Source organism: Clostridiales bacterium, assembly GCA_015243575.1.
In the GTDB taxonomy this organism is placed as follows: domain Bacteria; phylum Bacillota; class Clostridia; order Peptostreptococcales; family Anaerovoracaceae; genus Anoxybacterium; species Anoxybacterium hadale.
The window spans coordinates 2,405,107-2,420,313 of sequence record CP042469.1 but is presented as its reverse complement, the minus strand read 5'-3'; the positions used below and the strand labels follow the sequence as shown (position 1 = coordinate 2,420,313).

Annotated in this window: 13 protein-coding genes; 6 read left to right on the top strand and 7 right to left on the bottom strand. The window is 45.5% G+C overall.

What is annotated here, in order from left to right:
- The first annotated feature begins 54 nt into the window (after positions 1-54).
- The 5 genes from FRZ06_10635 (at position 55) to FRZ06_10615 (ending at position 5,204) form a co-directional block, all read left to right on the top strand.
- Positions 55-594 (top strand): RDD family protein, encoded by a 540-nt coding sequence (locus FRZ06_10635; protein ID QOX63770.1) that lies wholly within the window; start codon positions 55-57, stop codon positions 592-594.
- Between the two features lie 2 nt (positions 595-596).
- Positions 597-821 carry a hypothetical protein gene (locus FRZ06_10630; GenBank protein QOX63769.1) on the top strand — a complete coding sequence of 75 codons (225 nt, stop codon included), beginning with the start codon at positions 597-599 and terminating at the stop codon, positions 819-821.
- Positions 822-959: 138 nt separating this feature from the next.
- Positions 960-2,495, top strand: coding sequence for a PRD domain-containing protein (locus tag FRZ06_10625; GenBank protein QOX63768.1), 1,536 nt, complete (start codon positions 960-962; stop codon positions 2,493-2,495).
- A gap of 127 nt (positions 2,496-2,622) precedes the next feature.
- Entirely contained in the window at positions 2,623-3,282 is a 660-nt protein-coding gene (locus FRZ06_10620) for an HAD family phosphatase (protein ID QOX63767.1), read from the top strand.
- 506 nt (positions 3,283-3,788) lie between these two features.
- On the top strand, positions 3,789-5,204 hold the full coding sequence (locus FRZ06_10615; protein QOX63766.1) for a M23 family metallopeptidase: 1,416 nt from the start codon (positions 3,789-3,791) through the stop codon (positions 5,202-5,204).
- A gap of 7 nt (positions 5,205-5,211) precedes the next feature.
- On the opposite strand, the gene FRZ06_10610 is transcribed toward FRZ06_10615, so the two are convergent.
- The 7 genes from FRZ06_10610 to FRZ06_10580 form a co-directional block, all read right to left on the bottom strand.
- Positions 5,212-6,576, bottom strand: coding sequence for an aldehyde dehydrogenase (locus FRZ06_10610; GenBank protein QOX63765.1), 1,365 nt, complete (start codon positions 6,574-6,576; stop codon positions 5,212-5,214).
- Between the two features lie 131 nt (positions 6,577-6,707).
- The gene (locus FRZ06_10605) at positions 6,708-8,321 is read right to left on the bottom strand and encodes a carbohydrate kinase (GenBank protein ID QOX63764.1); all 1,614 of its coding nucleotides are present in this window, start codon (positions 8,319-8,321) and stop codon (positions 6,708-6,710) included.
- A 19-nt stretch (positions 8,322-8,340) separates the two neighbouring features.
- A complete protein-coding gene (locus FRZ06_10600) occupies positions 8,341-9,414 on the bottom strand; it encodes a class II aldolase/adducin family protein (protein ID QOX63763.1) in 1,074 nt (357 codons plus the stop codon).
- A gap of 12 nt (positions 9,415-9,426) precedes the next feature.
- Positions 9,427-10,902 carry an aminotransferase class III-fold pyridoxal phosphate-dependent enzyme gene (locus FRZ06_10595; protein ID QOX63762.1) on the bottom strand — a complete coding sequence of 492 codons (1,476 nt, stop codon included), beginning with the start codon at positions 10,900-10,902 and terminating at the stop codon, positions 9,427-9,429.
- A gap of 130 nt (positions 10,903-11,032) precedes the next feature.
- Entirely contained in the window at positions 11,033-11,689 is a 657-nt protein-coding gene (locus FRZ06_10590) for a TetR/AcrR family transcriptional regulator (GenBank protein QOX63761.1), read from the bottom strand.
- 224 nt (positions 11,690-11,913) lie between these two features.
- The gene (locus FRZ06_10585) at positions 11,914-12,342 is read right to left on the bottom strand and encodes a hypothetical protein (GenBank protein ID QOX63760.1); all 429 of its coding nucleotides are present in this window, start codon (positions 12,340-12,342) and stop codon (positions 11,914-11,916) included.
- 17 nt (positions 12,343-12,359) lie between these two features.
- Positions 12,360-13,343 (bottom strand): ISLre2 family transposase, encoded by a 984-nt coding sequence (locus tag FRZ06_10580; protein ID QOX63759.1) that lies wholly within the window; start codon positions 13,341-13,343, stop codon positions 12,360-12,362.
- A gap of 206 nt (positions 13,344-13,549) precedes the next feature.
- Here FRZ06_10580 and FRZ06_10575 point away from each other — a divergent pair, with 206 nt between their 5' ends.
- Positions 13,550-15,163, top strand: coding sequence for an amidohydrolase family protein (locus tag FRZ06_10575; GenBank protein ID QOX63758.1), 1,614 nt, complete (start codon positions 13,550-13,552; stop codon positions 15,161-15,163).
- Positions 15,164-15,207: the final 44 nt, after the last annotated feature.

The window sequence follows — 15,207 nt, the reverse complement described above, 5'->3', positions numbered from 1 at the left end:
CGTTTTCATCGGGGAGGGCAACGTTGTTCCTTTTGAATCGTGAAAAATAAGGTGATGAACATGAGTTTTCTTGGTATGAATCTAGGAGAAGAAGCCCCACGGGGATATCGCTGGAGGCGTTTGGCGGCATTTGCAGTTGATGTCGTCATTGTGCTTTGTATTCTGATGGTTACCTATCGCATGACGGGTAAGCCGGATTTTCCGGCGGTCAAAGCAGCGCTGGATGCCATACAGGCAGGACCTGCAGCTCCGGGAAATCAGGAACTGGCGAACCGAATGCTGAAGTTATTCAACACAGCATATGTGCAGACGCTGCTGATCTGGTTTCTCTACGAAGTCACATCCCAGCTGATTTTTTCAGGAGCGACCCTAGGGAAGCTGGTGATGAAGCTGCGGGTTGTTTCGTGGAATCCTCAGCGTAAACGGCTTTTGCATCATCTGATGATGATTGTGAGAAGTGGAGTGAAATTTCTGTCTATCTATCTATTTCAAGGATTTCCCTTTCTTATCGCATCTTTGTCGATCTTTACCAATCGAGAATCAAGATCGGGATTTGATATGATGGCAAGGACAAGTGTTAATTTAAGGAGGTAACAATGCGGCTAATTGTAAATGCACCCATGGCAAGCGATATGATTATTAATCTACTCACGGAATACCGGGAAAATGACGTGGAATTTCAGTTTGTGAAAAAGACAGGTCTCAGGCTGGAATTTGAGGTAAGCAATATAGAGGGTCCGGCTGCATGCAGTCTGGTAAATACGCTGATTAAAAGCACCGAAACAGGTAAGGTATTGTATTTTACCGTTGAGACAGTTTAAGCATCGGCATAAGCACGGGCATAGATCTCGGATAGAAGACCGCGGGGTACTGGCTTTTTTGAGAGTTTAGTGGTATATTGATAAAATGTGCTCTAGTACTTTGTTGTTGATTATATTGGGAGCAAATGGTAATCTGCTATGAATCATTTTGAAGAAAGATTGAAAAAGATACTGGAATTATTATTGCAAAGTGACGGTTATCTGACACTGGATTTTTTATCGCAGCATGTGGGAATCTCCAAGCGTTCCGTACAGAATTACATGCATAAGCTGGAAGACTGGCTTTCTGATATCGGGTTAATGAATATCGTATTCCATAAGAAGCAAGGGCAGGGACTCAGGCTGCTTATCTCAGATGATGACAGGAGAAAGCTGGAAGATCTGTTAAACGGCGAAAAGTTTAGTCTCTTTGATGAAGGCGTAGTAAGAAGGCTTGAAATGCTCAAGGCTTTGATCTTTTCCAATGACGAGCTGACGATCCAGTTTTTTGCGGATCAGTTTTATATCAGCCGAACTGCCATTCTCAAGGATTTAGAATGGGTCAGTCAATGGCTTTCCAATTTTGACCTGCAGCTTTTTAAGACCCAGCGGCGCGGAATTGGTATTATCGGAAATGAAGTATCCAGAAGAAATGCCATTGCTGGATTTTTTGACATTTATAAAACCAGAGAGCAGCTGTTGATGACGGATTTCGATTCCACAAGCAGAATTTCCGACGAAAAGCTTCTCAGAGTGAAAGATGTGTACCCAAAAATAGATAATAAACCTGTGTTCGCAATCATTGAAGATGCGGAAAAGAAATTCGATTTCTTTCTCACCAATGAGTTCTTTGTAGCATTGGTGACCCATCTGATTATCTGTATTGCAAGATTAAGCTCCGGTAAGAATGTGGACGAATGCTTTCTGCCTCCCGAAGGGGAATACGGCAGACTAGAACGGAGCACTGCTGATTATATTGCTTCCAGGATTGAGAAAGAATTCAGCCTCTCATTTCCTGAGTCAGAGCGCATCTACATCTGTATGCATCTAATGAGCTACAATACGTTCAATCATCATGCGCTGAGAGCAAATCCAGATGAAATCCTGAAGGACATTCCGAAAAAGATAGAACTGCTGGCTATATGCCTCATCGATTATGTGGATGCGCAGCTCGGCTCATCCTTTGCATCTGATAAGCTGCTGTTCTTCGGTATCCTCTTTCATTTAAAGAATTCATTGGAACGGCTGGAAGAATCCATTCCTATCAATACCATACAAAGAAATGAGTTTTCCAAGAAGAATCTGGAGATTTTCAATGCTGTTTCAAAGTCCAGCAATTTATATGAGGGAATTTGCGGTGTGAAACCCAGTGAAGAGGAACTGATCATTCTGACCATGCACTTTACCCTTTCACAAAAGAGAACCATTAAGAAGAAAAAAGCGCTGCTGGTGTGCGATAGCGGAATCTCCGCAGGGATTATGCTTTGTAAGTATTTATCAGAGTTATCGCTGGATTTAGAAATTGTAGACGTATGTTCCACCTATCAATACACATACAAGGCCGAAAATGAATATGATTTTATCATATCGACCACCCCTCTCCGAGAAACCCGAAAACCAACAGCGGATCTCTCGACTGTTACGAAAACGAATTATGGTAAATTCCTGGAGGATTATCTCTTTTCCCTGGGGTAATGCATTCGTTTACAGAGTCTTGTAAATATGGTAAATTTAATTATACAGAGCCAGCAGTTATGATCAATTCATTCATTTGGGCTGAAAAACAGGAGCAATTAGTTTTTAGGTAAGGAGTCATACGAATATGGTAAAAGCAGTGCTGTTTGATATGGATGGTGTCATCATTGACAGTGAACCCATTCATTACCGATTGTCAAAGCTGTATTACAGTGAACTGGGCCTGGACATTACCGATGAGGAATACTATACCTTTGTCGGAGTAGGTGATGTGGAAATCTTCACGAGGCTGAAAACAAAATACGGATTGAAAGAAGAGCTCGGTGATTTGGTCGAGACGTACCAGCAAAGATATCTTGACCATTTAAGATCTCAGAAGGAGCAAAAGCCAATCCGTGGAGTAGACGGACTGATCAGGGAGCTTCACCGAAAGAATTATCTCATTGCTCTTGGTTCATCCGCAACCAGACAAAATATCGAAGCTGTACTGGAGGCTTTCCAACTGCTAGAGTATTTTAGCGCTGTAGCAAGTGCTTGTGAGGTGGAACAGTCGAAGCCAGCTCCTGATATCTATCTTTTGGCAGCGGAAAAACTGGCAGTTAACCCGTCAGAGTGCGTTGTAATCGAGGATTCCTGCAATGGCATCAAGGCAGCAAAACTTGCCGGAATGAAGTGCATTGCGTACCACAATCCAAACTCCGGTGATCAGGATCTTTCTCAGGCCGATTGCGTAATCACCACCTTTGAAGACCTGGATTTTGAAGGGCTTGTGCGCTCGTTGGGGTAAGAAATAAAGAAATCAGAATTCGTTATAAGAGGCAGCGAAAAAACGCTGCCTCTTAGTTTTGTAAATTACAGGAAATACGGCTTTGGATATTTTGCCACAGCTCTTTTGATATTTCTCGGGGCTGTCGCAAAAAAAGCAGCCATAAAAATAAGAAGGACATTCTTTTTTACGATCATTTTTGTTTCCTTTCTGAATCCCTATTGGTAGATACTTATATCATAATTTATTTGAACCCAAATGAACAGAGCAATTGAAAGATGTTAGGATATCAGCTTCCAGCCCATTGAACAAGACGTCCCAAAGCATAAAAAGCTGTTGTGATATGCAGAAGCTTTTGCGTCTGATACGGCTGTACCTTTTGCGTTTGATATGATATATTTGTATGATCACGGGGACACGGTAATATATTGATAAGGGGACATGATTCGCATCTGCATGAGAGGCACGAAACCGGGGAGCAGCACAATTTGAGTACTGGAGGTTTGCCTAGCTGCGGGGTATGATTAATGGCGGCAGAAGATTGGCGCCGCTTCATCGGGGGAATTGTTATGAGAAGATCAAAGTCATCATCCATCTTGGGAAAGGTAATTTTATTCATTATCGTAGCAGCCTTTTCCTCAGGGGTTTACATTTATCAAACAGAACCGGATTTTTTGCTGGATCGTTTTTATGCAGTGGTCTATCCAGGGCGGCAGGAAGTGGAGCCAGAGATTTTCCTGAACGAAAAACCGGCCTACTTTGAAATTATCGGCAAAGAGTGGCAAACGAAAAAAAATAACGGTGAATGGTACACTGCGCCGGCCAATGATGAGAGGATTGACAGCGCCGTTCCAACAGGAATGCAAAGCAAGCCGTCTTCTATCATATCGTCAACAAGCGATAAACTGATTGTGAACGTGGATAAGCAGCCGGATCAAGTAGATTTGAAAATCCTGAAGACTGATTCGGGTCAGGTGGTTCTGGAAGGAAAGGCTGAACTGGCAAAACTTCCTCTGCCAAAACAAAATGGAAATTTCACCTATGAACTGACCATGCGTTGGAGCCCGGGACAGAATCCTTATCAGGGGAAGTATGTTCTTGCAATTCCGGTGACGGTAAAGGTGCCTGCTCAGTTTATCTTTTCTACAGAGCGGCTGGAACAGGGACAGCTGCTGGAGATTACAGCCTATTATGCAGGAGACCCGGAAGACGTCATTTTTGAACAGTCTATCTACGATAAATTCAGATGGTTCTCAGAAGACGGTTCTCTCAGGGGATATCTGCCCACCAACTATAATGTAAAACCGGGGACCTACCCCATCAAATACGGTGTTAAAAGCCAGGGGACAGAGGAGACACAGCTGATTGAAATCCTTGAACACAAATATCACATCCAGTATCTTACTGTGAATACCAAGACTGAGGCAGAAACCAGAAATGATGAGGCATATGCAGAATATAACAAGTATTACATTCCCGTCAGGAATCAGTCGGAACCGTCCAGGTACTATACCGACAGCTTTCTCATTCCCACCAAGGGCAGGTTGACAACGGAGTTCGGAGAGACACGGTACGTCAACGATCAGCCCACTTCCTACCGCCATTTGGGGCTCGATATCGCAGCGCCAGCAGGAACAGAGGTTATGGCATCCAATCGTGGCAAAGTGGTTCTTGCCAGGTCCTTCCTGCTCACGGGAAACACAGTCATGATTGATCACGGAGAGGGTCTGTTCAGCGTTTATCACCATCTGCTGAACATTTCCGTGAAAACCGGTGACATTGCAGAGCGGGGGCAGAAAATCGGGGAGGTCGGCTCTACGGGTTTTTCTACCGGCGCGCATCTGCACTTTATGATATCGTATTACAATGCCAATCTGGAACCAGGATTTTTCCTTGTGGGTCAGCCCATTACCTATGAGAATTACAAAGAATATCTTCAATAATACGCTTTTACCGAAGCAGCTTTCGCAGAATCCCAAACTTACCATCTGTGTAAGGATGGTAACGAACGGGAACATCGATCCACAGGGACTTTTTTACCATGCTTCTGTAATGGCTGAAGGTATCAAAGCTGAGCTTTCCATGGTAGCTTCCCATTCCGGAGTATCCTACGCCGCCGAAGCCCATGCGAGGATTCGCCATATGAATAATCGTATCATTGATACAGCCGCCGCCGAAGGAGCAGGAGTTTAGTATTCTTTTCTCTGTCGCTTTGCTTGATGTGAAAAGATATAGTGCCAGGGGCTTCGGACGGGAGCGGATGAATCGGATACAGTCGTTGAGATCAGTGTAGGTCATCAGGGGAAGAACAGGCCCGAAGATTTCTTCCTGCATTACAGCGGACTCCGGGTCGACCTCATCCAGAACCGTTGGTTCAATGAATCTTCTGGAGGGGTCTGTACCGCCGCCGATGACCGCCTTTTGACCTTGGAGCAGCCCGGACACCCGGGTGAAGTGTTTTTCACTGATGATGACGGGCAGCTCAGAATAATCTCCCCCCGGGAAGAACTCCTCAAGAGCCAGCTTGAATTCTGAAAGAAACCGGTCTTTTACTTTTTGATGAATCAGCAGATAATCCGTTGCCACACAGGTTTGCCCGGCGTTAAGCACTTTACCGAAGGCAATTCTCCGTGCGGCGATTTTTATGTTCGCCGTTTCATCCACAATCACTGGGCTCTTGCCGCCAAGCTCCAGAGTCACGGGAGTAAGGGTTTTGGAAGCCGCAGCCATAACCGTCTTGCCTACTTCTACGCTTCCTGTGAAGAAAATATAATCAAAGGCCTCCTGAAGCAGTGCGTTGTTCTGCTCCCGTCCGCCTTCTACCACAGCCACGTACTCAGGCGGATAAATCCCGCCGATGAGCTCTGCTACGAGGCTGCTGGTTGCCGGAGCATAGGCGGAGGGCTTTATAACAATACAGTTTCCCCCTGAGATGGCTCCGATAAGAGGCACAAGGCAAAGCTGCAGCGGATAATTCCACGGAGACATAATCAATGTCACGCCGTAAGGCTCAGGTGATGTAAAGCTTTTTGAATGAAAATGAGCAAGAGGCGTTTTGACCTTTCTACCTCTGATCCAGCCGGGTAGGTGCTTTAGGTGGTAGCTAATTTCTTCCAGGACAAGCCCGGTTTCTGTCATATACGTCTCAAAGGCAGCCTTGTTCAGATCAGATTTCAAGGCGGATTCGATCCGTTTTTGGTTATCTTTCAGGGCTGTTTGAAGGCTCCGGAGGGCGTTCATCCGGAAGGAAAGGGAACGGGTCGCTCCGCTTTCAAAATATTCTCGCTGCAGCGCGATGAGCGTTTTTATATCCATTTGTTTCTCCTTTTCAGATAGTACCTCTCATTTCAGCTCATTTCAGCTACTCCTACCATTTCAGATATTTCCTTCCTTTTCAGATGCTCATCACATTTCTGATTTTCATTTTTATTTTTTTCACATCTGAACTAAAGATCAGCTGCTTTCTTTTGGTTGAGAGAAGAAAACGCCTTTCTGTTATTTCTGTAAAGAGACTGAAATACCGGAAAACCGCGATCATAAGCGAACCTATTTTCGGCAGATGGCTGAAAGGACCTGAGGGCAGGGATGATTTTTTTTGCATCCTTGATATCGCTGATCATTCCCAGACCCACGGCGATGGCAATGGCCGCACCGACAGCTCCAATGTTTTGCGGATTTTCGACGGTCTCTATTTCTCGTCCCAGCATATCTGCCAGAATCTGGCAGGTAATCGGGGCAAGGGCACCTCCCCCCACCAGCCGGATACGAGGGTTGGTTCTGAAGCTTTTTTCAACTGCTTCCAGCTGCCAGCGCAGATGATAGCAGACTCCTTCAATAACGGAATGAATCAGTTCTGTCTTTCCGGTTTCCAGACTGATATTGAAAAACATCCCCCTGGCATTGGGATTTTCAAAGGGGCAGCGGTTTCCATGAAGCCAGGGTGTGAAGATCACACCGCCGCTTCCGGCGGGAACATCGCTGATGCAGTGCATCATATAATCGTAAAGGCTTTCGTGGATGCTTTCCGGGTCATCCCAAATCCCTCTCTTTTCCAGAAAGAGGCCGATCTCATCCAAAGCCAAATGATCCTTTACCCATTCCAGGCATTTTCCGGCTGTTTCAAGCTCTGCGAAGAAATTAAAATGCTCAGGATCAGCTCCAACGATGGATCCAATCATGTTTCTGATATCTAACTTTTGTTTTTTTACCACAGTGGATACCCAGCCGGAGGTACCCATGTAGATATGGGTGTCTCCCTCTGATACTGCTCCCGCGCCCACGCCGATGAGGGATGCGTCACCGCCCCCGGAGAATACCGGGGTACCGGACATCAGGCCTAGCTCACCAGCGGCAGAGGGGAGGATGGTTCCTACCTGATCGGTGCTCTTGCAGATTTCAGGCAGATGTTCCATTCGTACACCAAACATCTTGCAAAGCTCCGGGCTAAAGCGAACGTTTCCTTTTCTGGTGTCGCAAAGCAGAGTGGCGAAAGCGCTGTCTCGGGACATCACGAAGGTTCCGCTGGCCCGGCATACCAGAAAATCCTTTACATCGAGCCATTTATATACCCTGGAGAAAACTTCGGGTTCATGACGTTCCACCCATTTGTATTTCCAGACAGGGTCCTTGACGCTGGCAGAGGCTGCGCCGCTGATCCTTGCGGAACGGAACAGTTTATAAGCGTTTAAGCCAGAGATGCGGGGGCCTGTCATGATGCCTTTGCGCATTTCTTCGTCTGCCCGATTGTCCATATAGCTCATGGCTCGCCGCACAGGCATGCCTGCGCTGTCTACCAGAACAAGGGCCTGCATCTGCGCGCAAAAGGAGATTCCTGCAATGGATTCTTTTGGTACTTTGGTTTTTTCCATTACCTGAGAAGTGGTGAGGCACATGGCTTTCCACCACTGCTCAGGATCCTGTTCTACACCGCCGTTATCCATGATGAACAGATCATAGCCGGCCATGGAGCTTCCGATCAGCGTTATTTTTTCCGATAGTTCGAAGAGACAGGTCTTGATGCCGGTGGTGCCGACATCGTATGCAATTACATAGATTGACATCCCTTGCACTCCTTTTCCTCTATTCTGCCAGTTTGGAATATTTTTTGAGGTATACAAGCCGCATCAGTGCACTTTCAAATCCGTTGATCGGCTTTGGTCTGCCAAAAATGGCAGCAGTAAAATATGCTCTGCAATTTTTACGCAGTATCATACTCACCGCTTCTGCATCCCGCTCATTCTTTCCCCAGCAAACGGCACCACAGTTCCTGATAAAGACTGCTGAACCATGCTGAAGGCCTTTCAGGATGGAATTATTATCGTTTTCCGCGACTTTTGCCCTGATTCCTACGATTTGTGCGAAGTCGTCCAGAAAGGGGTGCAGAGGTCTTGTCAACTGAGAATAGTGGACTACCTCAGGATCATGATTCAATAATACGAAGCCGCCCTTCTTTTCCAGCACTGCCTGCTTTAGTGCGTAAGCGAAAGGATTCCCATTGGCCTGATATGTATCACGTTCACCGCTGCCTGCCTGAGTCTGATCTTTATCCCGCTGCATGCTGTCCAGTGGTTTGCGCCGGCTGATTTTTGTGGGTTTTTCAACAAAATCACAACACAGCTTTTCGAGTTCAAGTGCCGTCTTTAATGCGTTATCATAGTCATTTCCATAGCACAGGGTACCATGATGCTTTAATATCACTGCATTGGAGGTACTCTTTCTCAGTGCTTCTGCAACGTTTCGGCGAAGTGATTTTGTTCCGGGAAGCGCATAACGAGCGCAGAGAACTTTTTCGGAAAAGTGTTCATTTTTGCCTGACAGGGGCATGAAATCAAGTCCTGCGGCAGAAACGGCTGAGGCATATTCCTGGTGGGTATGGATTGCAAAATTGATCTCTGGGAACAAGCGGTACACCTCTGCGTGGATGCCCTTTTCCGAGGATGGTTTTACAGAGCCCTCATAACCAAGATCAGCAATTCTTACCGGAACAATATCTTCTGGTGTCAGAGTAAGATAGTCTCTTCCGCTGGGGGTAATCACGAAAGTTTCCTGATCGATCCGGCAGCTGACATTACCCCAGGTTCTTGCAATAAGGCCGGAATGAACAAGCTCAATTCCTGCCTGAACCACAAGCTCCTTTGCTTCTTTTTCTTTCATAACGATCCTCCATCATACTTTTTTCGCAACATTTTGGAAAACGTGATCAAAACGATCGAGAATATCAGTCAGCATGTCGTCCTCATAAGCAGCGCTTGTATAGAGCCTGCTGCCTGCAAGGGTAACAATACCCTCCGCCATGTAAGCCGCGCCCATGTGTTCCATTTCCTGTTTACGCGCAGATGTCTCTTCAAGGACCTTGGGAATCTGCCACGGCTTCGACCAGTCGATGGAAAAATGCATGGCACCTGCAGTTTCCAAATGGCAGATAGAGCCTTGATTGAAGGCCACAAAGGGAAGCCCGTGCTTGGAAATCAGTTTCTGGAGGCCCAGAGTCAGCTTGTCGGCAAATTCACCGGACTTTCTCGGTGCATCGGTGCTTTCAATTTCACAAAGCGTATAATAGCCTGCAACGCAGCTCAGTGGGTTGGCTGCCATGGTTCCGCCCACCAGTGCTTTTTTATGCTTTGCCCCGCCGCTGATTCCTGCAGACAGATACTTCATCACTTCTTTTTTTCCGCCAAGGCCTCCAGCACTTGGATATCCTCCTGCAATGACCTTGCCGAAGATCGTGAGATCGGGAGAAATGCCGAAATAGCCTTGTGCACCAGACATACCGATCCGGAAACCAGTTACTACTTCATCGAAAACCAGAAGCGCACCGTACTTTCTGCATAGTTTTTCGACACCCTTATTAAAATCATAATCCAACGGTCTCGTTCCGCTTTCCGGTCCTACAGGCTCTATGAATACTGCAGCGGTACCGCCGCGAAGTTCATTGCGCTTCAGGACACGTTCCAGAGAGTCCAGCCTGCCCGGGAAAAACTCCTGGGTATGCTTGAAAAGATATTTGGGAACGCCCTGAGCCTGGGTCCATTTTGAGCCGGGTATCCGTATGCCGTAAGCAAGCTGATCACTCCAGCCATGATAGGCTCCGCCCATCTTGACGATATTCTTCTTTTTCGTAGCCAATCTTGCCACCCGGATTGCACCCATGCAGGCTTCTGTGCCGGAACCAAGCATTCGGAACATTTCCACCGACGGCATGGACTCGGTGATCTTTTTTGCCAGCTTATATTCGTATTCATGGAATAAGCCTGTTGAGGGACCGCATTCATTGAGGAGCTGAAATACTTTCTCGCGAACGGAAGACGGATTGCTTCCGAGAACGGTGGGACCGCCTGCCTGCAAAAAATCATAATAGCGGTTACCGTCGATGTCGTAGAGGTAGCAGCCTTCCGCTTTTGTAAACACGAGAGGGAAGGGATGGTTGAAAGCAAGGTTGTGCTGGACTCCGCCCGGGATGATTTCCTTTGCTTTATCAATCATAGCCTTCGACCTGGTACACAGCTTTCCAAAGTACTCTTCTTCGTATTTTTTCAGCGCGTCAGGACGGATGGAATAGATTGGCTGCCGAATCAATTCGTCTAGCTGAGCTGTTATTTTTTTTGCATCCGGATATTTTGTAATAGAAAAATTATGTTGCATTTTAATTCCTCCCTCAGAATAAGAGCGAGCACTCACTCAATTTAATTTTACTATAACATTTCCGTCAGAAATGTCAATAGTATTAGTTTTTTGATTTGCTCAGAAATTGGGATATTCCATGGACAGAGAGTCATTCGTTCAGGAGCAATGCGCTCTTAATAAACTTCATAAGCTGTGTGGCCACAAGCTCATCGTCGCTGAAAATATCCTCTCCTGCGTAAATCTTGAGACGTTCTCGATAATAGGTGCATGCATAGGAAAACTGCAGTGTGATCAACAGGTTATCCAGAAAAAAGGCAAATAGTCTCGGATCGATATCGTCCCTGATCACGTTCTCCTTTTGTGCCTGTTCTAAAAGAGCGGTATACAGTCCAGCGGTGACGCTTTCGATATCCGTCACGATCTGAGAGGTAAGGTCACTCCTGTTTTCCGCTGTCAGTTGACCGTATAGCTTGGTATAAAGGATATTGGTGCGTGAATTGAACTGAACTGCTCTGATGATTTTCTCCAGCTTTATCAGCAACTCGTCTTCGCCCTTCATAATTTCATCCATAACGGATTTTAAGGTTTCAACAGCGTAATGGATTACTGTTGAAAATAGAGCCTCCTTGCTGCTGAAATAGGAGTACATTGCACCAATGCTGATTCCTGCCTTTTTCGCGATGATATTAATATTTGAACTTTCAAATCCGTGTTCTGCAAAATAATCAGTTGCTGTCTGGAGGATTTTATTTCTTTTTTCTTCCGAAATTTTCGTGAAGGATTCGTTAAATAAAGGTAATTTCATGTCTGTACTTCTCCTTGTTTTCCTATAAATATCTATTCCAACCGTACCGTTCTCTGTACTTATTTTTATTCATTGCCAGCGAAGGGCGAGCGGTGACTCATCCTATTGACATAATCAATATAAAACAGGAGGGCGGCTTATGTCAAGGAAATAGGGTATTGAGATCGCGTCAAGTTAGGACGGGAAAAATAAAGCTGGAGTTTCCCCATTGTTAAAACCTTGTATTAAATTCCCCTGAGTCCTCGTAATGCTAATGCCAGTTGAGTGCGCTTTCCTGAATTTAGAGCAGGCAGGTTATCGATTGTCTCTCCACTGACTTTTCGTATCTTTTTTCTGCATAATTTTAAGTCCAGTTCAATGGCTCTTGTCTCTCTGATTCGTTCTTGTTTCTTTCTTAGCGCCAGATCGAATAGATTACCTCCGTTTTCAGCAAAGACTCGGAGTCTTGCCATCTGATCGACTCCCTCACGGCTCCATCCCAGCGGCCTGGAACTGAGCCGATCTGAATAGATATGGCTAATGTGCCCTTCGGCACTGCAGCCCGAATAATCCTTGGAATAGTGATACTTAATGTTTTCCCAATGATTCATGATATAGGTCTTTGCTTCTTTCACCGATTGTGCCTTTGTCTCTGTTTCTGCTGCATCCAGGATGGTTTCAAATACGACCTTTAAGTATTCTTTGTCTTCTCTTTAAGGGCTCTCCATATTTCCCTCTCAGCGTTTTCAATATGCGCTCCTGCTGTTTTTACCGCCTTGTGCAGGTGGTATCGGTCAAGTACGAAAATACTTTTGTTGATTATGGTTGCTCCTGACTTTATCCAGCTTGCTCCATCCCCGGACAAATATATTTTTTCAATCTTATCATAGTCATAGGCGGTATCAATGTAATCTGCTACTTCGTTCCAGAGTTCTTCTGATTCCCTGTACATTCCACCGAAATATCTCGGGTTCTGCAGTTTCCACCTTTCTTTTCCGACCTGTGTCCTGCCTTCATGCACATACACAAGCTTTGGTTCTGAACAGCCGCCAGCCTGAAGCGCAACGTGATCTTCGTCAGCTTCAATGTAGAGGATTGTAGGCGTTTCTTTTGATCTTGAAATTTTCACTTCGTTATTCCTGACCGGGCCTAGTTCCCTTATGGCGTTCATAACACTCTGGCTTGAAATCTGTAGTGTCTCGGCAGCTTTCCTGCCACTTCTTGCGTACGGGGTATCAATCGCTTCTTCAATCAGTCTGGATTTCAAGGCAACATCCATTTTGTCGTAGGAGTCGATTCCCATCAGTTCATCCGATAAATATCGATATTCCGTTTCGGTTTTATGCTTGTAGTACGTTCTATGATAATGAACCTCACCAAATATGGTCGCAAGGGTGTTGGGTGCAGCCTTCTCATGAACATACCAGTTCTGCTTTCGACGAGAATCTCCTTTCACAAGAGAATCCATCATTTCCAGCGCTTCCTTCGCTAGAATCGTTCCTACTTGGTCCAGTATTTTCTTAGTCTCAATTACAAATTCGGAGATATCCTTCTTTTCCATCAACATCTTTTCGAAGTTTTCCTCAAAACTCCTGATGATTAATTCTGCAATTTCAGTTATACTATTGTTCATAAGAGTGCCTCCGTTATTTGTTTTTGTGGTTATTAACATCATAACATATGAGGTCACTCTTATTTTTTTATTTCCTTTATTTTTCCCGTCCTAATTTTACACTAAGGGGTATTGACTTCACTCTGCCATGTGCTATATTTAGAGAAAAAGAGCGAATGCTCACTCTTGGCGAAGGCAGAACCTTCAGAGACTCCGAAAAAAATAGCCATGATCAATGATCTGATGGAAACAGGAAGGAGACTTTCAGAATGTATGGGAAATGGGATATTCTTTTAAAGGACGGTTATATCGTCGATGGAACTGGGCAAAAGGGATGGCAGGGTTCTCTTCTGATTTCAGAGGATCGCATCAAGGAGCTGCCTCGTGAGGAGATCGATGGAGATTATGAGACGATAGATTGCTCAGGAAAGGTCATCGCTCCGGGGTTTATCGATGCCCATTCCCATAATGACTGGTATCTTCCACTGGAAGATGCAGAACAATTTACAAATCCTTTTATAAGGCAGGGGATAACCACCTTTATAGGTGGCAACTGCGGATTCGGTGCATCAGGATTTCAAAAGAATACAAAGTATCTTCGGGAGATATGCAACAACCCTTTCAAATCGGATCTCAAGATTCGCTGGTCTTCTATGGGTGACTATTTCGGCGTGCTGGAAAAGAGTGGACTAACTGCTAACTTGGCCTGCCTTGCGGGACATGGCACAGCAAGAACCTCGCTCCGGGGTTATGATCCATCGGTGATGTCCAAAGAAGAAATGAAGGAAATGTTGAAACTGCTGGATGAGGCCATGGACGATGGGGCTAAGGGAGTATCGATCGGTCTGCAGTACGAGCCCGGTATCTTCTCAGGGATGGACGAACTTAAGGAGGTTGCCCGACTTGTTAAAAAGAGGGATAAAATCTTGACGACCCACGCCCGCGCATCTTCCTGCGTTTCCGGAACGTATCCCATAAAACCTTTTGGGAAGCCTCACAATATTCTGGCATTGAAGGATATGATCCAGCTTGCCCGGGAGACCGGTGTGCGGCTGCAGTATTCTCATTTCATCTTTGTGGGTGAAAGAACCTGGAGTACCTTTGAAGAGTCTATGGAAATTGTAGACAAAGCTCTTTCAGAGGGGATCGATTTTAAATTTGATATTTACGCATATCCATGCGGCGGTTCTGTTATCTCTGTTGTCCTCCCGGAATGGTTTATGGCGAAAGCCCCGAAATCCTACCGGAGCAAGTCTGATTTGACTCGGCTGCATCTGGAAATGTCTGCGATAAAAAGAATGGTTGGCTTTGGCTATGAAGACATACAGATTACATATATTGATGATCCTGAGCTGAAAAAGTTCAACGGAAGGTTTATTACGGATATTGCGGGGGAACTGGGGCTGCCTCTGTTTGAAACCTTTATGCTGTTTGTTGAACGGAGCGAAGGCAAGGCAAGGGTGATACAGTATAAATTCTTTGATCAGCATATTTTAGAGGCACAAATGAAACACCCTGCCTCGATTTTCATGACAGATGCATGGGTTGAGAAGGCGGGTGTTCAAAATCCGGCAAGCTTTGGCTGCTTCCCGAAGTTTTTGCAGCTATCTAATGAAAATGAGATTCTGACGCTGGAGGAGGCGGTTCATAAAATGACGAAAGCTGCTGCAGATCGGTTTAATATCAGGGATAGGGGCGTTCTGAAAAAAGGAAATGCGGCAGATATTACGGTTTTCAACTGGAGTAAAGTGCGGGACAATACGAGCCGCGCAAGGACGGATATGGCTCCTTCCGGCATCGAGCATGTGCTCATCAATGGCAGTTGGGCTCTCCGGGATGGAGCACTTTGTAAAGGGGATCGGTTTGGAGTTATCCTCCGGTAGTATGAACTATTTTTAAGAAAAATTGATTATTTTGATTTTGATAA